This window comes from Massilia agilis (genome assembly GCF_024756255.1).
Taxonomy (GTDB): domain Bacteria; phylum Pseudomonadota; class Gammaproteobacteria; order Burkholderiales; family Burkholderiaceae_D; genus Telluria; species Telluria agilis.
This window is the reverse complement of sequence record NZ_JANUHB010000004.1, coordinates 383,549-408,159: the sequence shown is the minus strand read 5'-3', so window position 1 is coordinate 408,159 and position 24,611 is coordinate 383,549. Positions and strand designations below refer to the sequence as shown.

General features: G+C 63.0%; 22 protein-coding genes and 1 tRNA gene. 12 read left to right on the top strand and 11 right to left on the bottom strand.

Translation table 11 applies throughout. From position 1 onward, the window contains the following. Positions 1-16 precede the first annotated feature (16 nt). The gene (locus NX774_RS18470; protein ID WP_258823727.1) at positions 17-1,222 is read right to left on the bottom strand and encodes a glycosyltransferase; all 1,206 of its coding nucleotides are present in this window, start codon (positions 1,220-1,222) and stop codon (positions 17-19) included. A 57-nt stretch (positions 1,223-1,279) separates the two neighbouring features. On the opposite strand from NX774_RS18470, the gene NX774_RS18465 reads away from it, so the two are divergent. From NX774_RS18465 to NX774_RS18430, 8 genes are all read left to right on the top strand, one after another. Next, complete coding sequence (locus NX774_RS18465; protein WP_258823726.1) at positions 1,280-1,924, top strand: TetR/AcrR family transcriptional regulator; 645 nt, start codon at positions 1,280-1,282, stop codon at positions 1,922-1,924. Positions 1,925-2,169: 245 nt separating this feature from the next. Continuing rightward, positions 2,170-3,156: an ABC transporter substrate-binding protein gene (locus tag NX774_RS18460; protein ID WP_370660448.1), complete on the top strand. Its 987-nt coding sequence runs from the start codon at positions 2,170-2,172 to the stop codon at positions 3,154-3,156. Between the two features lie 9 nt (positions 3,157-3,165). Then, entirely contained in the window at positions 3,166-3,987 is an 822-nt protein-coding gene (locus NX774_RS18455) for an ABC transporter permease (protein ID WP_258823725.1), read from the top strand. 10 nt (positions 3,988-3,997) lie between these two features. Beyond that, positions 3,998-4,789 carry an ABC transporter ATP-binding protein gene (locus NX774_RS18450; protein WP_258823724.1) on the top strand — a complete coding sequence of 264 codons (792 nt, stop codon included), beginning with the start codon at positions 3,998-4,000 and terminating at the stop codon, positions 4,787-4,789. A gap of 34 nt (positions 4,790-4,823) precedes the next feature. Beyond that, positions 4,824-6,005, top strand: a complete 1,182-nt coding sequence (locus NX774_RS18445; RefSeq protein ID WP_258823723.1) for an acyl-CoA dehydrogenase — start codon at positions 4,824-4,826, stop codon at positions 6,003-6,005. Between the two features lie 156 nt (positions 6,006-6,161). Beyond that, positions 6,162-7,385, top strand: a complete 1,224-nt coding sequence (locus NX774_RS18440; protein WP_258823722.1) for a CaiB/BaiF CoA transferase family protein — start codon at positions 6,162-6,164, stop codon at positions 7,383-7,385. A 13-nt stretch (positions 7,386-7,398) separates the two neighbouring features. Beyond that, positions 7,399-9,279 (top strand): sensor histidine kinase, encoded by a 1,881-nt coding sequence (locus NX774_RS18435; RefSeq protein ID WP_258823721.1) that lies wholly within the window; start codon positions 7,399-7,401, stop codon positions 9,277-9,279. After that, positions 9,272-10,648, top strand: coding sequence for a sigma-54-dependent transcriptional regulator (locus NX774_RS18430; RefSeq protein WP_258823720.1), 1,377 nt, complete (start codon positions 9,272-9,274; stop codon positions 10,646-10,648). The genes NX774_RS18435 and NX774_RS18430 overlap by 8 nt, the downstream gene beginning before the upstream one ends. A gap of 64 nt (positions 10,649-10,712) precedes the next feature. Here NX774_RS18430 and NX774_RS18425 read toward each other — a convergent pair whose 3' ends face one another. After that, entirely contained in the window at positions 10,713-11,174 is a 462-nt protein-coding gene (locus tag NX774_RS18425; RefSeq protein WP_258823719.1) for a hypothetical protein, read from the bottom strand. Positions 11,175-11,512: 338 nt separating this feature from the next. Between NX774_RS18425 and NX774_RS18420 the strand changes: the two genes are divergently transcribed. Beyond that, positions 11,513-11,809 carry a hypothetical protein gene (locus NX774_RS18420; protein WP_258823718.1) on the top strand — a complete coding sequence of 99 codons (297 nt, stop codon included), beginning with the start codon at positions 11,513-11,515 and terminating at the stop codon, positions 11,807-11,809. A 52-nt stretch (positions 11,810-11,861) separates the two neighbouring features. Here the strand turns inward: NX774_RS18420 and NX774_RS18415 are convergent. From NX774_RS18415 to ybiB, 7 genes are all read right to left on the bottom strand, one after another. After that, positions 11,862-11,940 (bottom strand) — tRNA-Ile (locus tag NX774_RS18415). 117 nt (positions 11,941-12,057) lie between these two features. Continuing rightward, the gene (gene rpoD / locus NX774_RS18410; RefSeq protein ID WP_258823717.1) at positions 12,058-14,313 is read right to left on the bottom strand and encodes an RNA polymerase sigma factor RpoD; all 2,256 of its coding nucleotides are present in this window, start codon (positions 14,311-14,313) and stop codon (positions 12,058-12,060) included. A 228-nt stretch (positions 14,314-14,541) separates the two neighbouring features. Beyond that, a complete protein-coding gene (gene dnaG / locus NX774_RS18405) occupies positions 14,542-16,338 on the bottom strand; it encodes a DNA primase (protein WP_258823716.1) in 1,797 nt (598 codons plus the stop codon). Between the two features lie 209 nt (positions 16,339-16,547). Next, a complete protein-coding gene (locus tag NX774_RS18400) occupies positions 16,548-16,997 on the bottom strand; it encodes a GatB/YqeY domain-containing protein (protein ID WP_258823715.1) in 450 nt (149 codons plus the stop codon). A 135-nt stretch (positions 16,998-17,132) separates the two neighbouring features. Further along, the gene (gene rpsU, locus NX774_RS18395) at positions 17,133-17,345 is read right to left on the bottom strand and encodes a 30S ribosomal protein S21 (protein ID WP_005665410.1); all 213 of its coding nucleotides are present in this window, start codon (positions 17,343-17,345) and stop codon (positions 17,133-17,135) included. A gap of 105 nt (positions 17,346-17,450) precedes the next feature. Beyond that, complete coding sequence (locus NX774_RS18390) at positions 17,451-18,662, bottom strand: BaiN/RdsA family NAD(P)/FAD-dependent oxidoreductase (RefSeq protein WP_258823714.1); 1,212 nt, start codon at positions 18,660-18,662, stop codon at positions 17,451-17,453. Between the two features lie 134 nt (positions 18,663-18,796). Continuing rightward, positions 18,797-19,759: a DNA-binding protein YbiB gene (ybiB, locus tag NX774_RS18385; RefSeq protein WP_258823713.1), complete on the bottom strand. Its 963-nt coding sequence runs from the start codon at positions 19,757-19,759 to the stop codon at positions 18,797-18,799. 107 nt (positions 19,760-19,866) lie between these two features. Between ybiB and NX774_RS18380 the strand changes: the two genes are divergently transcribed. From NX774_RS18380 to NX774_RS18370, 3 genes are all read left to right on the top strand, one after another. Further along, on the top strand, positions 19,867-20,928 hold the full coding sequence (locus NX774_RS18380) for a 3-deoxy-7-phosphoheptulonate synthase (protein ID WP_258823712.1): 1,062 nt from the start codon (positions 19,867-19,869) through the stop codon (positions 20,926-20,928). A 173-nt stretch (positions 20,929-21,101) separates the two neighbouring features. Continuing rightward, positions 21,102-22,130, top strand: a complete 1,029-nt coding sequence (gene tsaD / locus NX774_RS18375; protein WP_258823711.1) for a tRNA (adenosine(37)-N6)-threonylcarbamoyltransferase complex transferase subunit TsaD — start codon at positions 21,102-21,104, stop codon at positions 22,128-22,130. 98 nt (positions 22,131-22,228) lie between these two features. Continuing rightward, positions 22,229-23,074 carry an endonuclease/exonuclease/phosphatase family protein gene (locus tag NX774_RS18370; protein ID WP_258823710.1) on the top strand — a complete coding sequence of 282 codons (846 nt, stop codon included), beginning with the start codon at positions 22,229-22,231 and terminating at the stop codon, positions 23,072-23,074. Positions 23,075-23,158: 84 nt separating this feature from the next. Here NX774_RS18370 and NX774_RS18365 read toward each other — a convergent pair whose 3' ends face one another. After that, entirely contained in the window at positions 23,159-23,815 is a 657-nt protein-coding gene (locus NX774_RS18365) for a DsbA family oxidoreductase (RefSeq protein ID WP_258823709.1), read from the bottom strand. A 108-nt stretch (positions 23,816-23,923) separates the two neighbouring features. Further along, on the bottom strand, positions 23,924-24,553 hold the full coding sequence (gene plsY / locus NX774_RS18360) for a glycerol-3-phosphate 1-O-acyltransferase PlsY (protein WP_258823708.1): 630 nt from the start codon (positions 24,551-24,553) through the stop codon (positions 23,924-23,926). Positions 24,554-24,611: the final 58 nt, after the last annotated feature.

Below are 24,611 nucleotides of genomic sequence, written 5' to 3'. Positions count from 1 at the left end.
ACGACACTACATGCTCTCAACAGCAGAGCTTCTCAATCTCCCCTACGGCCATCGCCAGCCCGTTTTCCTGTTCCATCTGCTCGCCAAGCTCCGCGGCGCGCTTCCGGACCTCCGGACGTTCGACAAAGCTGATCGCCCTCCCCAATGCGCCCGCATCCAGCTTCGCGCCATCGAGCGCTGGCGGCGCAATGCCCAGGCGATGCAGGCGGTCGGCCCAGAATGCCTGGTCGCCTGCAAATGGGATGACGATCGATGGCACGCCCGCGCGGGTGGCGGAATGGGTGGTCCCGGAGCCACCATGGTGAACGACCGCGGCCATGCGCGGAAGCAGCCAGCCGTGCGGGGTCGTGCCGATGCGCAGGATATTGTCCGGCAGCTCGACGTCATCCATGCCGCTCCAGCCTGGGTAGAACAATGCGCGTCGGCCAGCCAGGGCGGTCACCAGCGTATTGGCCAGGCGCGGCCCATCGATGCCCGCCATGCTGCCAAAGCCCACGTAGACCGGCGGCGGACCAGCACGGAGAAAATCGGCCAGTTCAGGCGGCGGCGTAAATTCACCGGCCGGCGTCTGCCATTGGCCGCACACGCGGGCGTGAACCGGCCAATCCCCAGGCTGTGGCAGGATCGTCGGCGAAATCCCATAGAGCATGGGATGTTCGGTGGGCAGTTCCCGGCGCGCCGGCAGGCCGAGCACGGTCTGGCGCGCTTCATTCAAGCTTTTCCTGAAGGCCAGCCAGACCAATTGGTTGGTCAGCCTGAGGCTGGCGTGGTTGAGCCAGCGCGGCACCAGGCCCGGCGGCAGAAAGGGCGAAGGAAACTCGCGCGAAGGCGTGAGCGGAATCATGCCGGTGCCGATGGCCGGGATGCCCAGCCGTTCAGCAACCGCCAGGCCAACGAAACCTGCCAGGCCGGACGTCAGGATGGCATCGCAGCCGTCTGCCGCCGCCAGGGTTTCGAGCGTCCAGGCGCGGGTATTGGCATTGGTAAGTTGTGCCAGCGCCTTGGCCGTGCCTTTTGCCCCTTGACTGCTCCATGTGGAAAACAACTGACGGATGTCGCCCGACAGCGCCGCGTTGGCGAGGCCCAGCTCTTGTGCCGAGCCGAGGGTGCTCGCGTCGCCCAGCAGATGTACGTCGTGGCCGGCGCTGGCCAGCTGGTGGCCAAGGGCAGCAAGCGGCCGGGTGTCGCCTTCCGTTCCATAAGTAAGGATCAGCAGTTTCATACGATCTTTTGAAAAAGTATACGACGTATACTTTAACACCATTTATACTCCCGGGCTATGGCCTCCCTTACCGATCCGGAAACTCGACCCAACGCGCCCGTGAGCGAGCGGCGAACGCTGAAAAAAGCCCGCCTGTTGGAACAGATCGCCGCCGCAGCCGGTGAACTGTTCCAGGCCCGTGGTTACATGGAGGTGACGATGGAGCAGATCGCGGCAGCGGCCGAGGTCTCCAAGCGCACGCTGTACAAGTATTTTCCGGTGAAGGAGGCAATCCTCGCGCATCTGTTGGAGGGTGAACTGGCGCGCGATCTCGCAAGCCACCCCGGCTTCCAGCTCGACCTGGATGCACCCTTCCGTGCCAACGTCTCTGCCCTGCTGGTGGAGTCGGCTGGCTGGTGCGAGCGCCATCCCGACTATCTGCTGCCCTATATCCGCTACAAGTTCGCCAGTTTTGAGCCGAACGCCGAAACCGATGGCAAAGGTGACCTGGTGCAAACGTGGTCGCTGCTGATCGCCGCCGCACAGCAGCGCGGCGAACTCGATCCGTCACAGCCGGCCGAACGGCTGGCCATCTATTTTCACTATCTCTACCTGGGCGCGCTGATGCGCTGGATCACTGACCGTCGACTCGACCTGAAGCAAGAGTTCACCGCGGTCGTCCGCTTGTTCGTGGACGGCGCCCGGGCTCCTGGCCGGCGCTAGCGTTCACCGCAGCGCCCCCTTGGGGTCGTGCGAAATTCCGGACACGATTTGCGCCTCCAGTGCGAAAGCCCGGAATCGCGCACAGCCGCGCCAGAGGACGCCAATAAAAAAGCATTAAAGATCAAGTAGATACGACGCCTCCTGTTTTGGCACTGCATGGCACGAACTGTGCTGAAGGATATGCGGACTCTGGCACGCGACCAGCTGCCAAAGGATTCACCACATACCACAACAGGAGACACGCAATGAAACTCAAGGGCCTCAAGGCAATCCTCAGCTTTCCCATGATCGCACTGGCTTCGGCCGCCATCGCGCCGACCGCACAAGCCGCCGACCTGGTCCGCCTGGGCAACCTGAAGTTCGCGCACTACGGCGCCGTCGCCTACATGAAAGAGATCGCACCGAAGTGCAACCTCAAGATTGAAGAGCGCGTCTTCGCCAAGGGCCTGGACATCGTGCCCGCCATCATCGCCGGTGAAATCGACGTGTCGGCCAGCGCGCTCGAAGCCGCGATTTCCGGACGTGCCAGCGGCGTGCCGGTGTATCTGGTCGGCGGATTTGCCAAGGGTGGCGTGCGCATCGTCGGCCGCCCCGACCTCAACATCCATTCCGTCGCTGACCTCAAGGGCAAAAAAGTTGGCGTGACCCGCGGCGGACCGCAGGAGATCCTGCTTTTCACCGAGCTGGCGAAAAACAAGCTCACCTGGTCCGACAAGCCGGGCAAGGACGTGCAGATCATTTACATGGGCTACCCCGACCTGAACCAGGCATTGCTGGCCAAGGAAATCGACGCCATGAGCCAGTCCGAACCGTACGCAACGCAGGCAATGCACAAGAAGTACGGCGCCGAGATCATGAAGCCGTACGACACGCCGCTGGGCGAGCCGGTGCGCGCCCTGGTGATGACCGAGAAGATGTACAAGGAAAAACGCGACGTGGCCGCACGCTTCATGCAGTGCTTCGTGATGGCGACGCGCCAGTTCATCGCCGACCCCAAGCTGGCGGAGAAATACGTGCGTGAATCGATGTTCAAGAACCAGGTGACGTCGGACGACTACCAGGATGCCATGAACAACGCCAGCTTCACCGAAAACATCACCACCGAGCACGTGCAGCAGACCACCGATTACATGGTGAAGTACAACATCGGTCGGATGGCGACGCCGCCTGCAGCCAAGGACTGGGTCAAGCTGGACCTGCTGGAAGCAGCCCAGAAATCGGTTAGCAAGTAAAGAGACGCCATGAACGCGAACATGATCAAACGCATTCTTCACGGTGCCGCCGTGCCGCTTGCTGCCGTAGTGCTGTGGCAGGCGGTATCGGCACTGGGCTGGCTCAATCCGCAGATCGTACCGTCGCCGCTGGCGGTACTGCGCAAGCTGCTGGAGTACGCATCGCCGCTGGAACCGTATTCGCCCGAGCAGGGTAGCTACCTGGTCTGGCTGTTTTCCGGCGAGCTGCTGCACGACGCATATGCCAGCCTGTCACGCGTGATCGGCGGCTTCCTGATCGGCGCCGGGCTGGCGCTGCCGCTCGGCCTGCTGATGGGAACGAACAAGACGATCTACAAGCTGTTCGATCCGCTGGTGCAGATCCTGCGGCCGATTCCGCCGATCGCCTACATCCCGCTGGCGATCCTGTGGTTTGGCCTGGGCAATCCGCCGGCATTTTTCCTGATCAGCATCGGCTCCTTCTTCCCGGTCCTGATGAACACGATTGCCGGCGTACGCCATGTGGACGGCATCTACCTGCGCGCCGCACGCAACCTGGGTGCGGGGCAGATGACGATGTTCCGCCGCGTGATTTTGCCGGCGGCCACGCCTTACATCCTGGCCGGTGCGCGCATCGGCATGGGAACGGCCTTCATCGTGGTGATCGTGGCGGAAATGATCGCAGTGAACAGTGGCTTGGGCTTCCGCATCCTGGAAGCGCGCGAGTACTTCTGGTCCGACAAGATCATCGCCGGCATGTTCACCATCGGCCTGTTCGGGCTTGCCATCGACTTGGGCATGAACGCGCTGAACAACCATCTGCTCAAGTGGCATCGCGGACTGGAACATTGAAGAAGACAGCATGAAAACCATTCATATCAACGGCGTCAACAAGGTGTTCTCGAGCCACGGCAGCGATGTCATCGCGCTCAAGGACATCAACCTCACCATCAACAGCGGCGAGTTCGTCTGCCTGCTGGGGCCCTCGGGCTGCGGCAAGTCGACGCTGCTCAACGCGATTGCCGGCTTCTCGCACCCCAGCTCGGGCGAGATCCTGGTCGATAACCGGCCCATCACCGAACCGGGGCCGGATCGCGGCATGGTGTTCCAGGAATATGCGCTCTTTCCCTGGATGACGATCGAGCAGAACATCGCCTTCGGCCTGGAAATCGCCGGCCGCCCGACCGCGGCAATCAAGGAGCGTGTCGACATGCTGCTGGACATGCTGGGCCTGCGCGAATTCCGCGACCGCTATCCCAAGGACCTGTCGGGCGGCATGCGCCAGCGCGTGGCGATCGCGCGCGTGCTGGCACTGGATTCGCCGATCATGCTGATGGACGAACCCTTCGGCGCGCTCGACGCCCTCACCCGCCGCAACCTGCAGGACGAGCTGCTGAAAATCTGGAAGACCTTCGGCACCACGATCATCTTCGTCACGCACAGCATCGAAGAGTCGATCTATCTCGCGGACCGGACGATCGTGATGACGTATCGTCCCGGCACCATCAAGCAGGACGTGCGCATCACCCTGCCACGTCCGCGCGACCCCAGCGACCCGGAATTCAACCGGCTCAAGCGCATGCTGGGCGAACTCGTCATGGAAGAGCAGCAGCGTCACCACAACGCGGAGCTGCTCGCAACGACTGCCGACTGATACGGCACCGTCAATCAATTCACTAGGAAAAAACATGGGACAAACGAAAGCAGCATTTCAATGGGACGATCCGCTGCTGCTGGATCAGCAACTGACGGATGAAGAACGCATGGTGCGCGAGGCCGCCAGCGCCTATTGCCAGGAGCGCCTGCAGCCGCGCGTGCTCGAAGCCTTCCGCAAGGAAGAAACCGACCCGGCGATCTTCCGCGAAATGGGTGAACTGGGCCTGCTCGGCCCCACCATTCCGGAACAATATGGCGGCCCGGGCCTGAACTATGTGAGCTACGGCCTGATCGCCCGCGAAGTCGAGCGCGTCGATTCCGGCTATCGCTCGATGATGAGCGTGCAGTCGTCGCTGGTGATGGTGCCGATCTATGAATTCGGCAATGAGCAAACCAAGCAGAAATACCTGCCCAAGCTGGCCACCGGCGAATGGATCGGCTGCTTCGGCCTGACCGAGCCGAACCATGGTTCCGACCCCGGTTCGATGGTCACGCGGGCGAAGAAGGTCCCCGGCGGCTTCAGCCTATCGGGCAGCAAGATGTGGATTTCCAATTCGCCGATCGCCGACGTGTTCGTGGTGTGGGCCAAGGATGACGAAGGCGCGATCCGCGGCTTCGTGCTGGAAAAAGGCTGGAAAGGCCTGAGCGCCCCGGCGATCCACGGCAAGGTGGGCCTGCGCGCCTCGATCACGGGTGAGATCGTGATGGATGAAGTGTTCTGCCCGGAAGAGAACGCCTTCCCCGAAGTGCGCGGCTTGAAAGGCCCGTTCACTTGCCTGAATTCGGCACGCTACGGCATCGCGTGGGGCGCCCTGGGTGCCGCCGAGGATTGCTGGCACCGCGCGCGCCAATACGTGCTGGACCGCAAGCAGTTCGGCAAGCCGCTGGCGGCCAACCAGCTGATCCAGAAAAAGCTGGCCGACATGCAAACCGAAATCACGCTGGGCCTGCAAGGTTGCCTGCGCCTGGGCCGCATGAAGGACGAGGGCACGGCGGCGGTGGAAATCACGTCGATCATGAAGCGCAACTCGTGCGGCAAGTCGCTCGACATCGCACGCCTGGCGCGCGACATGATGGGCGGCAACGGCATTTCCGACGAGTTCGGCGTCGCGCGCCACCTGGTCAACCTGGAAGTCGTGAATACCTATGAAGGCACGCACGACATCCACGCGCTGATCCTGGGTCGCGCACAGACCGGCATCGCGGCCTTCTGACGAGTTGGGCGTGCATGAACGCGCGCCCCACGTAGGGTGGGCAGGTCCTCCTGCCCACGCGTTCAACTACCGCTGGCCGTACCCCTCCGCCGTATAACAAGTGCCATGGCCGTGTGGCCCTGCGCACCGAATGCAAACATTCTCAATGAGGTTCCCATGCCTGGAGCGCTGTCTCATATCAAAGTGCTGGACCTGTCGCGCGTGCTCGCCGGCCCGTGGTGCGGCCAGTTGCTCGCCGATCTCGGCGCCGAAGTAATCAAGGTCGAACGCCCCGGCGTGGGCGATGACACGCGCGGATGGGGGCCTCCATACCTGAAGGACAGGTCGGGCGCCGAAACGAAGGAATCCGCCTACTTCCTGTCCGCCAACCGCGGCAAGAAATCCCTGACCCTCGACATCTCGACGCCGGAAGGCCAGGACATCGTCAAAAAACTCGCCGCCGAGTGCGACATTGTCCTCGAGAACTACAAGGTGGGCGCGCTCGCAAAATACGGGCTCGACCAAGCGTCACTGCGGGCCATCAATCCACGCCTGATCTACTGCTCCATCACCGGCTTTGGCCAGGACGGCCCCGACGCCCAGCGCGCCGGCTACGACTTCATGATCCAGGGGATGGGCGGCTTGATGAGCATCACCGGACAACCCGATGAGGTGGCCGGCGGCGGGCCGGTGAAGGTCGGCGTCGCCGTTACCGATGTGATGACGGGGATGTATGCCTCTGTCGCCGTGCTGGCCGCCCTCGCCCAGCGCGAGGTGAGCGGCGCCGGACAGTACATCGACCTGGCCTTGTTCGATGTGCAAGTGGCGATGCTCGCCAACCAGGCATCGAACTACCTGGTCGGCAACGTGGTGCCGGGCCGGCTCGGCAACGCCCATCCGAACATCGTTCCCTACCAGGCCTTCGCCACGGCGGACGGCCACCTCATTCTCGCGGTGGGCAACGACCGCCAGTTCAACAGCTTCTGCCAGGTTGCAGGACATCCCGAGTGGGGCAGCAACGAACTCTTTGCCACCAATGCCATGCGCGTGCGCCACCGCGTCGAACTGATTGCGTTGCTGGAGCCGGTGCTGCAGGAACGGACGACGCGCCAATGGCTGGACCAGCTCGAAGCGGTGGGCGTTCCTTGCGGGCCGATCAACACGATCGCGCAGGTGTTCGAAGAGCCGCAGGCGCGCCACCGTCAGCTGGCCGTGCCGCTGCCGCATGCGCTGCATGACGCGGTCGCCTCGGTCGCCAATCCGATCCGCATGTCCGACACGCCGGTTGCCTATGATCGCGCGGCACCGCTCCTAGGCGAGCATACTCATGAGATACTTCAAGAGCGCCTGCACCTGGACCGGGAACAAATCGACCGTTTGCAGAGGCAGGGCGTGATCTGAATGCGGAGTACAAGTGGCGGTAAAAAAATGGAAACTGAGCCAGTCGCACACCGTGCTGCTGGCACTGGCGTCGCTGGTCGCGGTGACGATGCTGTCCTACATGCTCGTCGAACGCCGCCAGCTCGACGACCTGCACCGCACGCTGGCGTCGCGCGCCGAACTGTACTCGGCCACGATCGGCGGGGTGCTTGCCAAGTATGAATTCCTGCCACTGGCCATCGCGCAGAGCGATGAAGTCGCCGCCCTCCTCGAGAGCCAGTCGCCCGACCGGGCCGCACGCGTCAATGCCTACCTGGAGGAGATGATCCAGGGCGCCGGGGCCTTCGCAGTCTATGTGATCAATCCGCAGGGCGAGGTGTACGCGTCGAGCAACTGGAAAGAGCCGACCTCGTATGTCGGGCAGAACTACGGCTTCCGTCCCTACTTCAGGCAAGCGGTGAACGGCGGCATTGGACGTTTTTATGGCATTGGCGTATCGACCCGCGAGGCGGGCTACTTCATTGCGCTGCCGATACGACGCCATGGCCGCATTATCGGCGTAGCCGCGGCCAAGGTCAGCCTGGACTGGCTGGAGCAGTCCTGGCGCATGCCCAGCGTGGCCGAACAGATCTGGGTGACCGATGCCAACGGCGTCATTCTCCTGTCGTCGATCTCCGCCTTCAAATTCAAGACAATTGCCCCGCTGTCGGAGGGCGCGCGCAAAAGCATCCACGAACAGCGGCAGTTCCTGCATGAGACGCTGCCGCAACTTCCACACCGGGTTGAACAACGCCTGACCGACGGCGCAAAGCTGCTGTCGCTGAACTTGCCGAGGGAAGGCGAACCAAGCGGCTACATGGCGGTCAGCAGCCGGCTCAAGCCCCTCGAATGGCAAATCACGGTGCTGGCCGAACTGGGACAGGTGCGGGCCGCCGCGCGCAATGCGGCCGTTGGCGCGGCGCTGGGCTGGACCGCGCTTTGCCTTGGCATCCTGTATGCGCTGCAGCGCCGGCGACGCATTGCGGAGCGGCTGAACGCACAGCAAGCGCTCAAGCGCGCCAACGACGAACTCGAAGCCAAGGTCGAGCGGCGCACCGCCGCGCTGCTCGACGCCAATCAACGGCTGCAGGCGGAAGTCGGTGAACGCGAGCGCGCCGAGCAAACCTTGCGCCAGGCCCAGGCTGAACTGGTACAAAGCGGCAAACTCGCCGCGATCGGACAGATGGCGGCCGGCATCACCCATGAGCTGAACCAGCCGCTGGCGGCGATCCAGACCTTTTCCGACAATGCGCAGGTGCTCATTACACGCGGACGCGCCGACGAAGCGCTGGAGAACCTGTCGATCATCTCGGACCTGGTCAAGCGCCTTGGCTATATCACCTCTCAATTGAAAGGCTTTGCCCGGCGCAGCGATGATGCACAAAAGCCGGTGAGCGTACGCAAGGCGTTCGAACAGACCATGCTGCAGGTACGCACCACTCGGGGCTCGGACCGGCTGGTGCTGGACGAGGACTGGCCGCAACAAGATATCGTCGTCCTGTGCAACGAGACCGGGCTGCGGCAGGTCTTTTCCAACCTGATCACGAACGCGATGGACGCAGTCGGCCCGGCCGAGATTGCGCATATTTCGATCCGCGTGGCGCAGTCCGGCGACCAGGCGGTGATCCGTGTGGCCGATAATGGGCCGGGCATTGCGCCAGCCAGCGCGCAGAAAATTTTCGAGCCCTTCTTCACCACCAAGGAGCAAGGGCTCGGCCTGGGGCTGTCGATCAGCGCAGGCATCATCCGCGCCGCCGGCGGCACGATTGAGGTACAGAACCACAGCAACGACGGGCACAGCGGCGCAGAATTCATCATCCGGCTGCGCTGCCAGCCGCCGGGCGGCAAGACAGATTTAGGGGAACAAGATGCTTGAAACGAACTTCGACGACATGCAGGTGCTGCTCGTGGAAGACGATGCGGTGGTCAGGAAGGGCGCGAAGCAAGCCCTGGAACTGGCCGGGCTGCGCGTCACTGCCTGCGCCAGCGCGGAAGAAGCAACGGCGCATTTGTCCCCGGACTTTGCCGGCATTCTCGTCAGCGACGTCAGGCTGCCGGGCATGGATGGCCTGGAGCTTCTGCAACTGGCCGCTTCACGCGATCCGTCGCTGCCGGTCATTCTCGTCACCGGCCATGGCGACGTGTCGATGGCGGTAGGCGCCATGCGACAGGGTGCGTATGACTTTATCGAAAAGCCGTTTTCGTCCGACCTGCTGATCGAAGTGTGCCGGCGCGCGCTCGACAAGCGCCGTCTGGTGCTGGAGAACCTGACCCTGCGCCGCCAGTTGGAAAACCGCGAAGGCATCGAAGCGCGCATGGTCGGGCGCAGCAATGCGATCGACAAGGTGCGGCGGCTAGTGCTCAATCTCGCGCCCAAAACCGCGGACGTCATGATCCTCGGGGAAACCGGCACCGGCAAGGAACTGGTGGCGCGCTGCCTGCATGACTTCAGCAGCCGGCGGGATCATCCCTTTGTCGCGATCAATTGCGGCGCGCTGCCGGAGACGATTTTCGAATCGGAGCTGTTCGGCCATGAAGAGGGCGCGTTCACGGGCGCGCAGCGCCGGCGCATCGGCAAGATCGAACATGCCAACGGCGGCACGCTCTTCCTCGACGAAATCGAAAGCATGCCGCTCAACCTGCAGGTCAAGCTGCTGCGCGTGCTGCAGGAGCGGCAGGTCGAGCGCCTTGGTTCGAACACCGTCATTCCGATCGACCTGCGTGTGATCGCGGCGACCAAGGAAGATCTTGGCGTGCTGTCGGAGCAGGGAAAGTTTCGCGCCGACCTCTACTACCGCCTCAACGTCGCCAGTTTGACGCTCCCTGCCCTGCGCAATCGGCGTGAGGACATTCCGTTACTGTTCGAATTCTTCGTGCTGCAGGCGGCCGTACGCTACGGCCAGAGCGCGCCGCTGATCGGCAGCGAACTGCTGCACACGCTGATGGCGCAACGCTGGCCCGGCAACGTGCGGGAACTGCACAACGTGGCGGATCGCTTTGTGCTGGGATTGCTGGACGATATGCTGATGCCCTCGGGGACCCGCCGCGAGGGATCGCTTGCCCAGCAAGTTGATGCGTTCGAAAAGGCAATTATCGAAGAGGCGTTGCAGCGTCAGGAAGGCAATGTCAATGCGGCCGCCGAAAGCTTGGGGATTCCGAAGAAGACCTTGTATGACAAGCTGAAGCGGTTTGATATATCGACGGATAAGTTCCATCCGGTGCCGCAGGCCGCGCGGCGCGGGTGAACGAAACTCGAATTGACTCACGAAGCCTCAATCGAGACCAATACTCCGCCGAAGTTCGATCTTGTCACTTTACCGGATGTGCGCCGTTTTTTCCTGCACCAGGCTGCCGCGTTGCGTCGTAGAAGAAGCCGTCCCAGAAAACGACAATTCGGCCGCTGCCTTTCAAGAGCGCTTCAGTGCAGCCCAGGTTCACGACTGTGACTGAATCTGGCAATCCGAGCCGCCCAACAGGTGCGTGATAATTTTCACGTACGTATTTCGCAGCAGGCTCACGATGCCGCTCAAAGTCAGCCTGGTCGCAGTCCTCGCCGACCATCACGATTTTGTCCGGCCGGATGACCAAAGTTCTGCCGACGAGCCGGGCTGCCTCTTGGTCATCCATCGCTGTGATTTCAGCTGAATCGAGCACCCTGGTCAGGGTCCAGGTGCCTAGGACATCCAAGTTCTTTTGCTGGGCAGCGTGCGCCGCAAGCGGGATGTGTGCTGCAACGGCGAGTGCGAGCACACAAGGAATTTGTTTGAACATGGCATTGCCTCCTCTCGTCACTTCTTAGCGACGACAGTCGCAGTCTCGGCTGCACGAAACGGCGCACTTTCCTCCGCACGCCTGGCGATGAGCCCGCGCGCTAGCACATGCTTGCCGTTCACCTTCGCGGTTGTCATTCGGCTGATACTCGCAGCGGCCTTCGTTAGTTCATTGTCGGAGAACGCAATCACCACGTGATTGCCGACCGAACAAACATGTAAATGTTGTCAGTCCTCAATTTTCGAAACTCAGCAATACTTCAGTCGGGACCTAGCCGACGTAAGAATACTGATCATTTCGGCCGCTAGGCATCTGCGCACTAAATGGGTAAACAATCGATGAACTTCAAACTGCCAACCATGAAAGACCTCGCCAAGCTCGTAGAAACCTGCGACAAGTATCGGGACGGTGCCAAGCTTGTCGTGGCTATCATTATCGCCATTGGCATCGCAGCCGCCCTCGCCCGAGGCGTTAGCATTCATTTGCGACTATCTGGCAGCGACTCGAGCTCGCGGCCAGATGGTCGTCCGATCAACTGCATACACAAGCAAGCTCAGCAACTTACAGTGGTTTCGCTGCCGTTGCGCTTGTCCCAAAAAATCGCAGCACGACCTGATGCGTTGAACATTGTTTGAATTCTTTGAAACAATTAAGGGGTTACGGCGATTCGTAACCCCTTGATTTCATTGGTAGGCCTCCGCGGAGTCGAACCGCGCACCAACGGATTATGAGTCCGCTGCTCTAACCAGGCATGAGCTAGAGGCCCAGGAGAAATCGTTTCAAACGGAAGGCGCTAAAAACGTCTCGCCACCCGCGGAGGGCCAGACGGCCATCCCAACGAAGTGGCGAGAGGATATTGCTTTTAGCGCAGCCCCGTCAAGCCTTAGCTGCTGCCTTCGAGGAAGCTCTTCAGCTTGTCGGAACGCGACGGGTGGCGCAGCTTGCGCAGGGCCTTCGCTTCGATCTGGCGGATGCGCTCGCGCGTGACGTCGAATTGCTTGCCGACTTCTTCCAGCGTGTGGTCGGTGGACATCTCGATGCCGAAACGCATGCGCAGCACCTTGGCTTCGCGCGGCGTCAGCGAGTCGAGCACGTCCTTCACCACACCACGCATCGAGGCGTGCAGCGCGGCGTCCGACGGCGCCAGCGTGTTGTTGTCCTCGATGAAGTCGCCCAGGTGCGAATCGTCGTCGTCGCCGATCGGTGTTTCCATCGAAATCGGCTCTTTGGCGATCTTCATGATCTTCCGGATCTTGTCTTCCGGCATTTCCATCTTGATCGCGAGCGTTGCCGGATCGGGCTCGGCACCGGTCTCTTGCAAGATTTGCCGCGAGATGCGGTTCATCTTATTGATGGTCTCAATCATGTGCACCGGGATACGGATGGTGCGCGCCTGGTCGGCGATCGAACGCGTGATCGCCTGGCGGATCCACCACGTGGCGTAGGTCGAGAACTTGTAGCCGCGGCGGTATTCGAACTTGTCCACCGCCTTCATCAGGCCGATGTTGCCTTCTTGGATGAGGTCGAGGAACTGCAGGCCGCGGTTGGTGTATTTCTTGGCGATCGAAATCACCAGGCGCAGGTTGGCCTCGGTCATTTCGCGCTTGGCCTTGCGCGCCTTCATTTCACCGGCCGCCATCTGGCGGTTGATGTTGCGAAGGTCGTGCAGTGGCAGCACCACGCGCGCTTGCAGGTCGATCAGGCGCTGCTGCAGCTCCTTGATCGTCGGGATGTTACGGCTCAGGATGGCGCTGTAGGCGTGGCCCGCGGCCACTTCGCCGTCCACCCATTCCAGGTTCGTTTCGTTGCCCGGGAAAACCTTGATGAAGTGGGCGCGCGGCATGCCGCAGCGGTTCACGGCCACGTCCAGGATCTGCTTTTCGATGTGGCGCACTTCGTCCACCTGGCCGCGCAGGGTGTCGCACAGCTTTTCGACGACCTTGGCGGTGAAGCGGATGCCGAGCAGTTCGTTGGAGATGGCTTCCTGCGCCTTGACGTAGGCCTTGGAGTTGTAGCCGTCCTTTTCGAACGCCTTGCGCATTTTTTCGAATTGCTGGGCGATGGCGTCGAATTTTTCGAGCGAGGTGGCCTTGAGCGCTTCGAGCTGCTCGGCCGAGTAGCCGGCGGCGCCTGGGCTGGCGGCGGCTTCTTCTTCCTCTTCCTCTTCTTCCTCGTCCTCTTCGCCCTCTTCTTCGTCGTCACCGTCGCTGGAGGACGGGGCCACGGCGCTCGGGCTGTTGTCCTCGGACTCGTTGGGGTCGACGATGCCGTCGACGATTTCGTCGATCTTGATTTCGTCGTTGTCGATGCGCTGGGCAACGGTCAGGATTTCGGCGATGGTCACCGGGCAGGCCGAGATGGCCTGGATCATGTCCTTCAGGCCGTCCTCGATGCGCTTGGCGATCTCGATTTCGCCTTCGCGGGTGAGCAGTTCAACCGAGCCCATCTCGCGCATGTACATGCGCACGGGGTCGGTGGTGCGGCCAAATTCGGAATCGACGGTGGACAGCGCCGCTTCGGCGGCAGCCTCGGCTTCGTCGTCGGAGGTGGCGGCGGCCACGTTATCGGACAGCAGCAGCGTTTCGGCATCGGGCGCGTGTTCGTACACGGCAATGCCCATGTCGTTGAAGGTGCCGATGATGCCTTCGATCGCTTCCGGATCGACGATGTTGTCCGGCAGGTGGTCGTTGATCTCGGCGTAGGTCAGGAAGCCGCGTTCCTTGCCCGACTTGATCAGCGCTTTCAGTTTCTGGCGACGGCTCTCGAGCTCTTCTTCGGAGGCTTCGCTGTCGGACGAGAAGGCGTCCTTCAGCAGCGCTTTTTCCTTGGCCTTGCGGTCCTTGGCCTTGGCCTTGTCCGCAGCCTTGAGCTCGGCGCGTTCGATGGTGTTGAGCGCGGCGACTTCGTCGTTCTCAGGCGTGAATTCCTTGGGTTTGCGACCGCGACGCCCCGGTACCTTGACCGTAGGCAGCACGTAGCCGGACGTGTCGATCGCGGCCAGTGCAGCCGCATCGGTGGTCTGGCTCACGACAGGCGCAGTGCTCGCGGTCACTGCCTTGTCTTGCGCTTTGTCCGCCTTCGCCGCGGACGCTCTGGTGGTTTTGGCAGCCACTTTGGGTTGGGGTTTCTTGGTTGGCACAGGCGCTTTCGATGTCACAACGACTTACGTACGATGGTTAAAGATAAAGATTGTTACCTCACATCCACAACGTGGAGGAACAAACTCCCCCGCCTACTAACTGAAACGCCACGCGGCGATTGAGACGAAAAATCGTTTCAAAGCTTGCAATAGTTAGCGTTTTATTATAGCACGCACCCCTGGCTTTTCCAGTTGCGAACTCTTCCGTAGCGGAACGGGTTTGGGACCTCATCGGGGTGCCATCGCGGCCTCGGCTTCGCGGACCAGCAGGTTCTGTTGCGCTGTGATTTCGCGGTAGCGGGCACTCACCTGATCTGGGGTCAACCCCGAAGAAAACAACTGGTTAAGCTCCTTTTTTAACATATCCATCTTGATCTGCCGGACCGCACTTGCCAGCCAGACACGGTCGGCATCGGGGTCCGACTCCGGCTCGGCGGCAATCTCGGCGATCAAATGGTCATATTCCGTGGTGACTTCCTTCAATTGCTCAGACAACGCCGCGAACGTTCCGTTCGCTCCCAGCGACTGTGCAGTTGTAACCAAATGGCTCAGCCGTTCCGCCGCTTCCTCGCCAAAAAACGTGAACGCGGCGAGCGCCGTTTCGTCCAGCTGCACCGCCAGCGACGGCTGGGCCACCAGCAGGCGGATGATCTGCAGCTCCAGCCCCACCGGCTGCGGCCGGCCCTGGCGCGGTGGCGCGCGTTTTGCCACCGCTACTGGCTTGGACAAGTCAAACAGGCTTTCGATTTCCGCCGGCGTCGATTCAGTCATGCTGGCAAGGCCACGCACGATCTGCAGCCGCAGCGCGGACGGCGCCATGGCCTGCAGCAGCGGCTTGGCGTCGAACTGGGTGCGGGCGCGGCCCTCGGGCGTGCCCAGATCATGCTCACCGGCAACTTCACGCAGCAAGAATTGCGACAGCGGCATCGCGTTGGCCACCTCTTGCTCGAACGCATCGGCACCGTATTCGCGCACGAAGCTGTCCGGGTCGTGCTCTTGCGGCAGGAACAGGAAGCGGATCGTCTTGTTGTCCGTCACCTGCGGCAGGCAAGCTTCCAGCGCGCGGCGCGCCGCGCGGCGGCCGGCCTTGTCGCCGTCGAAGCTGAAGATCACGTTGTCGGTCTGGCGCAGCAGCTTTTGTACGTGGGTACTGGTGCAGGCGGTGCCAAGGGTGGCCACGGCTTGCGGAAAGCCGAGCTGGGCCAGCGCGACCACGTCCATGTAGCCTTCCGTCACCAGCACGTAGCCGGCGTCGCGGATCGCCTGGCGCGCTTCCCACAGGCCGTACAGCTCGGTGCCCTTGCTGAACAGCGGCGTTTCCGGCGAGTTCAGGTATTTTGGCTCGCCGCCGTCGAGCACGCGGCCGCCAAAGCCGATCACCTGCCCTTTGACATTACGGATCGGGAACATGATGCGCTCACGGAAACGGTCGTAGCGCTTCTTGTTGCCGCCATCCTCGTCCACGTGGTCGATCACCAGGCCCGATTCGACCAGCTGCAGCGCCTCGTAATCGGGAAAGACCGATTTCAGGTTGGTCCAGCCGGCCGGGGCGTAGCCCATGCCGAAGCGGGCCGCGATTTCACCGGTCAGGCCGCGCCCTTTTAAATAGGCGATGGCGTTGGGCGCCTGGCGCAGCTGGGCGCGGTAGAAGTCGCAGGCGCGCTGCAGTGCGTCGGACAGGGCCAGCGACTGGGCCTGCTGGGCGGCGCGCTGGGCCGGGGGAATCTTGTCGTCGTTGTCCGGCACGACCATGCCCACGCCCTGGGCCAGGTCCTTGACGGCATCGACGAAGCCCATGCCCGAGTATTCGATCAGGAAACCGATCGCGGTGCCGTGCGCGCCGCAGCCGAAGCAGTGGTAGAACTGCTTGGTGGGGCTGACTGTGAAGCTGGGCGATTTTTCGCTGTGGAAGGGGCACAGCCCCATGAAGTTGGCGCCGCCCTTCTTCAGCTGCACGTAGCGCCCTACCACGTCAACAATATCGACACGGTTGAGCAGATCGGTGATGAATGATTGCGGAATCACTTGAAATTACAGTGTTTTGTCTAAGGTCAGACTATACCGCAGGGCTCGCTGCAAGTTGAGATGCGACAAGCTTAGTGCGAGGCAACTTCGGGGGCGCGTAGGGTGGGCAGCTTGTCTGCCCACGCGTTCAACTGGCGCATGCAGACCGTACATTCCAGAGCCGGCTGAACGCGTGGGCAGGAGACCTGCCCACCCTACGAGTTGACGAGTCAAGCGCCGGACAGGGCTTTCTTGACCATCGCGGACACGGCCGTCATGTCGGCGCGACCAGCGAGCTTGGGCTTGAGGATGCCCATGACCTTGCCCATGTCCTGCGGGCCGGCGGCGCCGGAAGCGGCCACGGCGGCCTTCACTTCGGCGGCCACTTCCTCGTCCGACAGGCCAGCCGGCATGTAGGCGGCCAGCACTTGCAGCTCGGCCTTTTCGTTGTCGGCCAGGTCCTGGCGGCCGCCGGCTTCGAACTGGGTGATCGAGTCCTTGCGCTGCTTGATCATCTTTTCGACCACGGCCAGCACCTGGGCATCGTTCAGCTCGATGCGCTCGTCCACTTCCTTGCGCTTGATCTCGGCGATCAAGAGGCGGATCGTGGACAGCTTGAAGCTTTCCTTGGCGCGCATCGCGGCTTTCATGTCTTCGGTGACTTGGTCTTTCAGGCTCATGGGGTCCTCGTGGATGCGAAAATGAAAGTGACAAAACCCGCTGCGGCAACAACCGGAGCGGGTTTCACGACTACTCAGCAGCGCCTTGCCGCGACTGGCACAACGCCGTCACGGGAGCACGCGATCAGTCTGGAATCAGTACAGCTTCTTCGGCAGCTGCTGGCTGCGGATGCGCTTGTAGTGGCGCTTCACGGCAGCGGCCAGCTTGCGCTTGCGCTCTGCAGTCGGCTTTTCGTAGAACTCGCGCGCACGCAGCTCCGTCAACAGACCGGTCTTTTCGATAGTGCGCTTGAAGCGACGCATAGCGACTTCGAACGGCTCGTTTTCTTTAAGGCGGATAGTGGTCATGTAAAAATCAAACCGTTAGATTTAGGGAAGAACGAGATTCTAGCAGCATTTTGTCAGCAGTGGAAGTGTTTCGATGACTGTGCCGGAATAGCCACAGACGCGTTCTTACTCGATGCTGGTGCCGGCGGCATGGCCGGACGCCCATGCCCACTGGAAGTTGTAGCCGCCCAGCCAGCCGGTCACATCCACGGTCTCGCCGATGAAATACAGCCCCGGCACCTTGTTGGCCATCATCGACTGCTGCGACAGCTCGCGCGTATCCACGCCGCCCAGCGTCACTTCGGCCTTCTTGTAGCCTTCGGTGCCGGTGGGCACGATGGCCCAGCGGTTGATCGCATCGCCCAGCTTGCGCAGCTTGGCGTCGGCCATGTCGGGCAGGCGCGCATCCGGCGCAAAGCCGTTGGCAACCAGCAGCCCATCGGCCAGGCGCGATGGCATCCACTGGGCCAGTATGTTGCCGAGCTGTTTCTTGTGCGTGGTTTTGGAGGCGATCAGTTCCTCGGCCACGTCCATTTCGGGCAGCAGGTCGAGCATGATCGGCGTGCCGGGCGTCCAATAGCTCGAGATTTGCAGGATCGCGGGCCCGGACAGGCCACGGTGCGTGAACAACAGGTCTTCGCGGAAATAGCCGCGTTTGGCGCCCTTGCCTTTGCCCGCGCCGGTCGAGACATCCACCTCGAGCGAGATGCCGGCCAGCGGCGTGAACGGTTGCCAGCTGGGCCCGTCGAAGGTCAGCGGTACCAGGCCGGGCCGGGGCTCGACGATTTTGAGGTCGAATTGCTTCGCGATGCGATAGCCGAGGTCGGTTGCGCCGATCTTGGGAATCGACAAGCCGCCGGTGGCGGCGACGACATTGCGCGCAAGGACGTCGCCGCCGTCGGTCGCGATCACAAAGTGCTCGCCTTCCTTGCGCAACGACGCGATCTTGCACGGCATGCGCCAGCTCACGTCGCCGGCGATGCATTCGGCGCGCAGCATCTGGATGATTTGTTCGGACGAGTCGTCGCAAAACAGCTGGCCACGGTGCTTTTCGTGCCAGGCGATGCGGTGCTTCTTGATGAGGCCGAGGAAATCCTGTGGCGTGTAGCGCGACAGGGCGCTCTTGCAGAAGTGCGGGTTCTCGGAGAGGAAGTTCTGCGGGCCGGCGTTGATGTTGGTGAAGTTGCAGCGGCCGCCACCGGAGATGCGGATTTTTTCGGCCAGGCGCGTGGCGTGGTCGAGCAGCACGACGCTCTTGCCGCGTTGGCCAGCGACGGCCGCGCACATCATGCCGGCTGCGCCTGCGCCAATTACTGCCACGTCATATTGTTTACTCATCGGCTGTTTTGAATTTCGTTGGACGCGTGGGCAGCACAGCTGCCCACCCTACGAGGCGTCGTGCGTAGGGTGGGCAAGTTCCTTGCCCACGCGTCCAACTCACGCGGGAAAACCTGCGATTGTAACCGCCAGGCTCAGGCAGCGGGCAAGGCGCGCGCCACACGCACGCAGTGTTCGACCTGGGCGGCAATCGGCTCGGGCACCGGCTGGCGCCCCTGCAGCACCTCGCTGATCCAGCGCGCGGTGGCTTGGGCATCGCGTCCTTCCGGCAGCGCCGCCAGCTCGTCGGTCGGCGGATCGCGCTCGGCCAGCAGCGTGCGCACGCCGTCATGGAACCAGTCGATCTGGTGCGCACGGTGCGGGTTGGCGACCGTCTCGCCCTCGGTGCCGCGCATCAGGAAGGCATCGCCCTCCCCGGCCGGCGCCGCCGTCGTGAAATAGTGCGCGAGCAGTTCCAGGTACTCCGGATGCGTGTAGGAGACCAGCCGCAGGGCCGGCCCATCGAAGGGCTGCAATATCTTGACCAGCGTATGGGTCGAATTGCGCACGCCCAGCGCCGAGCGCAGCGACAACAGGTTGGCCATCTGCGGGGCCAGCGCCTCGATTGGCATGAAGCACGGCTGGCCTTGCGCCAGCGCGGCCGTCGCGGCATCGTGCGAGGTGGCCAGCGTCCAGCCCAGCGCCTCGAAGATCTCGGCGGTGGTGACGCGCCCCGGGTCGCGCATGACGCCATGCACCAACACCGGCACGCCCTCGCGCGCGACCAGGCCGGCCAGGAGCGGCGTCAGGTTCGGCAGCTTGCGCGAGCCGTTGTAGCTGGGCACCACCACCGGGGCAGCATGGGCGCGCGGCAGCGGCAGGCGCTCGAACGACTGGTGGGCCGCTTCGAGGAAGCCGGCAAGCTCGTCGGCCGATTCGCCCTTGATGCGCATTGCCAGCAGCAACGCGCCCAGCTCAAGGTCGGGGACCCTGCGGTCGAGCATTGCGGCATATAGTGCACGGGCATCGTCGCGGGAAATGGAGCGAGCGCCCTTTTGCCCACGGCCGATTTCCTTGATGAAGTGTGCGGTATGAAATGGGTGTTGATCGTTCTGCATAACCACAGCTTACACCGTCAGGGCCGGGCCGTTTTGGGCAAAATGCTGCACTGCACGCAAAATCGGGCTATAGTGAGTGTTACCCGAAGCAAAACCGCCGCAGCAAGATGACAACTACGCCAGATCTCGAAAATACCAACGTTACCTCGTTCGCCCTGATGCCCACGCCGGACGAACTGCATGCCAAGCTTCCCCTGACCGCTACCGCGCACGCCACCGTGACCGAAGGACGCGAGACCCTGCGGTCCATCCTCGACCGCCAGGACAAGCGCCTGTTCGCCGTCGTGGGCCCCTGCTCGATCCACGATCCCGAGGCCGGCCTGGATTACGCGCGCCGCCTGAAGAAGCTGCAGGCCAAGGTCGCAGGCACCATGGTGCTGGTGATGCGCGTGTATTTTGAAAAGCCGCGCACCACCACCGGCTGGAAAGGCTACGTCAACGATCCGTTCATGGACGATTCGTTCCGCGTGGACGTTGGCATGGAGAAGGCGCGCCAGTTCCTGCTCGACGTATGCGAGCTGGGCCTGCCGACCGCCACCGAGGCGCTGGACCCGATCACGCCGCAGTACCTGGGCGACCTGCTCTCGTGGACCGCGATCGGCGCCCGCACCACCGAATCGCAGACCCACCGCGAAATGGCGTCGGGCCTGTCCACGCCGGTCGGCTTCAAGAACGGCACCGATGGCGACGTGGACATCGCGGTCAACGCGGTGCTGTCCTCGTCCAGGCCGCACTCGTTCCTGGGCATCAGCGAACAGGGCACGGTGTCGATCGTGCGCACCACCGGCAACGCCTACGGCCACGTGGTGCTGCGCGGCGGCGGCGGACGGCCGAACTATGACTCGGTGTCGGTCGCGATTGCCGAGCAGGCGCTGAAAAAGGCCGGGCTGCCGGCCAACCTGGTCGTCGATTGCTCGCACGCCAACAGCTACAAGAAGCCGGAGCTGCAGCCGCTGGTGATGTCGGACGTGGTGCAGCAAATCAGGCACGGCAACAAGTCGCTGGTGGGCGTGATGATCGAATCGAACATCGTCGGCGGCAACCAGCCGATTCCGGCCGACCTGGCGCAGCTCAAGTACGGCTGCTCGGTCACCGATGGCTGCATCGGCTGGGAAGAGACGGAAGAGATGCTGCTGGCTGCGCACGCGGGCCTGTTGCAGCGGCCGTAATCCGCCCGTCGTCCCGGCGAAGGCCGGGACCCATGCTGAGCTTGCAGGCTTTGCGGCCTCGGTGGCGGTCTATGGGTCCCGGCGTTCGCCGGGACGACGTCGTTTGTACGCATGCGCCACCGCCCCCGCTGCTTTACAATGACGGATTCAGCTTTTCCACTGCCCCTTTCCCCATGATCGTTCTCGGCGTCGAATCCTCCTGCGATGAAACCGGCCTGGCTCTGTACGACACCGAGCGCGGCCTGCTGTCCCACGCGCTGCACTCGCAGGTGGCGATGCACGAGGAGTACGGCGGCGTGGTGCCCGAACTGGCCTCGCGCGACCACATCCGGCGCGCGCTGCCGCTCCTGGCCCAGGTGCTGGAACGCGGCAAGGTCGCCAAGTCCGACATCGACGCCATCGCCTACACGCAGGGGCCGGGCCTGGCCGGCGCGCTCCTGGTCGGCTCGTCGGTCGCGTGCAGCCTGGCGCTCGCGCTAAACAAGCCGGTGCTCGGCGTGCACCACCTCGAAGGCCACCTGCTCTCGCCGCTACTGGCCTCCGACCCGCCGCAGTTCCCGTTCATCGCCCTGCTCGTCTCCGGCGGCCACACGCAGCTGATGCGCGTGGACGGCGTGGGCCGCTACACGCTGCTGGGCGAAACGCTCGACGACGCAGCCGGCGAGGCATTCGACAAGTCGGCCAAGCTGCTGGGCCTGGGCTATCCCGGCGGCCCGGCGATCTCGCGCCTGGCCGAATTCGGCGACCCTGCCGCCTACACGCTGCCACGCCCGATGCTGCACTCGAAGGACTTCAACTTCAGCTTCTCCGGCCTGAAGACCGCGGTGCTCACCCAGGTGAAGAACCACCCGGCCAACATCTGCGAGCAGGACAAGGCCAACATCGCGCGCGCCTTCGTCGATGCGATCGTGGATGTGCTCACCGCCAAATGCGTCAGCGCATTGCGCCACACGGGCCTCAAGCGCCTCGTGATCGCGGGCGGCGTGGGCGCCAACGCGCAGCTGCGCGCCTCGCTCAACGCGGCGGCGGACAAGAAGAAGTTCCGCGTCTATTACCCCGAGCTGGAATTTTGCACCGACAACGGCGCCATGATCGCCTTTGCCGGCGCGCTGCGCCTGAAAGCCAATCCCTCCGCCGCCCAGCACGACTATTCGTTCAACGTGCGGCCGCGCTGGCCGCTCGAAGAGCTCGAGGCCGCCTGACCGGTTGAACTTGCCGCGCCGGCAACGATCCTACCGTGTGACCGTCTTCCGCCAAAGAATGGCAAACTCAGGCGGTCGAGTTGTCGGAGGACCGATGTATGCGCGTGGTCAGTTGGAACATCCATTGGGGCTGTGGAAAGGACGGGCGCATCCGCATCCACGCCATCATCGACGTGCTGCGCAAGCTCAATCCGGATGTGATGTGTCTGCAGGAAGTCGCGGCGAATCACCCCGAACTGGAAGGCAGCGCGTCCGCGAACCAGTTCAAGCAGCTCGCCGGCGCGTTCGGCGGCTACCACAGCATCGACCAGGCTACGAGCGAGATCTACCGCAACAACGTGCCTCGCCTCTTCGGCAACATGGTCCTGTCCAAGTACCGCATCACGCAGGTGCACCGCCACCTGCTGCCGTGGCCGCCCGATCCCGCCGGCCGGCCGGGCATGCCGCGCGGCGCGCTGGAAGTGGTGGTGGAAGCGCCCAACGGCAAGCTACGCGTGCTCAACACCCACCTGGAGTACTACTCGCAAACGCAGCGCATGGCGCAGGCGCGCCAGCTGAAACACCTGCACTGGGAAGCGTGCGAGCGTGCGCGCCTGTTCCAGCCCGATCCGTCGCTCGACGCGCCCTACCAGCTGGGGATGAGGCCCGGGTCGGCGATCATTTGCGGCGACTTCAACTTTATCCAGGACTCGCACGAGTACGCGGAACTGCTCGGCCCCGCCGGCGAGGGCGCGCTGCCGCTGGTGGACGCGTGGCGCGCCACGCACCCGCACCAAGCCCGGGCGCCCACCGTCGGCCTGCACGGCTTTCCGTGGCCGGAAAAGGCCGAGTGCCTGGACTTCTTTTTCGTGACCAGCGACCTGGCCGAGCGCATCAGCAGCGTGGAGGTGCAGTCGGAGACCTCGGCGTCGGATCACCAGCCGATCGTGCTCGACCTGGCATAGGGTCCGCAGGTAAGGTTCTTGAGTTCACGCGGCGCATATCACCGCGTGGGCAGAATCTGCCCACCCTACGCATGCCGCTTGCTTTTACTCCTGCGCGGCGATTTCGCGCAACGCACGCTCGAACACTTCCGGCGGCTGCCCGCCGGAGATGAGGTGGTGCTGGTCGATGATGATCGCCGGGACCGAGTGGATGCCGGCGCGCTGGAAGAACTGCTCGGCCTCGCGCACTTCGCCCGCGAACTCGTTCGATTCGAGCACGCTGGCGGCCTGCTCCTTGTCCAGCCCCACGTCCTCGGCCACGCGCAGCAGCACATCGTGCGAACTCGGGTCCAGGCCCTTGGTGAAATAGGCTTCGAACAGCGCCATCTTCAGCTCGAGCTGCTTGTCCGGCCCGCACTCCTCGCCCACCCAGTGCAGCAGGCGGTGCGCGTCGAAGGTGTTGTAGATGCGCCCGCGGCGGCTCATGTCGAAGGTGAAGCCGACGCTTTCGCCGCGCTGGCGAATCATCTCGCGCGAGTGTTCCTGCTGCTCCGGCGTGGCGCCGTACTTTTGGGTGATGTGTTCGCCGATGTCCTGCCCTTCGGGCCCCATGTCGGGATTCAGTTCGAACGGCTGGATGTGCAGGTCGGCGCTGACCACGTCGGCTGCGCGCGCGAGCGCCGTTTCGAGCGACTTGAGGCCGATGGCGCACCACGGGCACGACACGTCCGACACAAAATCGATTCTGATCCGTTTGCTCATGCCGCTCGTCCTTTCAATTGAAGAATCCACATCAAGCTATGATAGCCCCTTTGGACGAGATGCACGGCATACGCCTCGCGCGTCGCTTGAGGCGACGCAGCCTGCCGATTACTTCTTCTTGGCCGCCGCAGCCGGCCCGGCCTTGCTGCCGATGCGCGACTCCTTGCCGGCCAACAGGTTCGAAATGTTCTTGCTGTGCCGGAACAGGAGCAGCATGCTCATCACGATCACGGCGAACAGTTTCTCGTCGGCGCCAAACAGCAGTCCGTAGTAGAACGGGGCGAAGATCGCGGCGATCAGCGCCGCCAGCGACGAGTAGCGGAACGCGTAGGCCACCACCAGCCAGGTCACCAGCGTGGCCAGGCCCAGCCACACGTTCAGGCCGAGCAGCACGCCCAGCGCGGTCGCCACGCCCTTGCCGCCGACAAAGCGGAAGAACACCGGGTACAGGTGGCCCAGGAACACGGCCAGCGACACCAGCGCCACGCCGCCGTCCTCGATGCCGTAGCGCGGGCCGATGTATTGCGCCAGCCACACCGCGAACCAGCCCTTGGCGCAGTCGCCCAGCAGGGTGGCGATCGCCGCTTTCTTGCTGCCGCTGCGCAGCACGTTAGTGGCGCCCGGATTCTTCGAGCCGTAGGTGCGCGGGTCGGACAGGCCGAACGCGCGGCTCATCACAACGGCAAACGAAATCGAGCCGATCAGGTAGGCCGCTACGGTAAAGATCAAAGTGTTCATCGCGTCTTTCGTTGTGTATTGTCGGCTGGAAACCGGTCGAGAATATACACCATCGGCG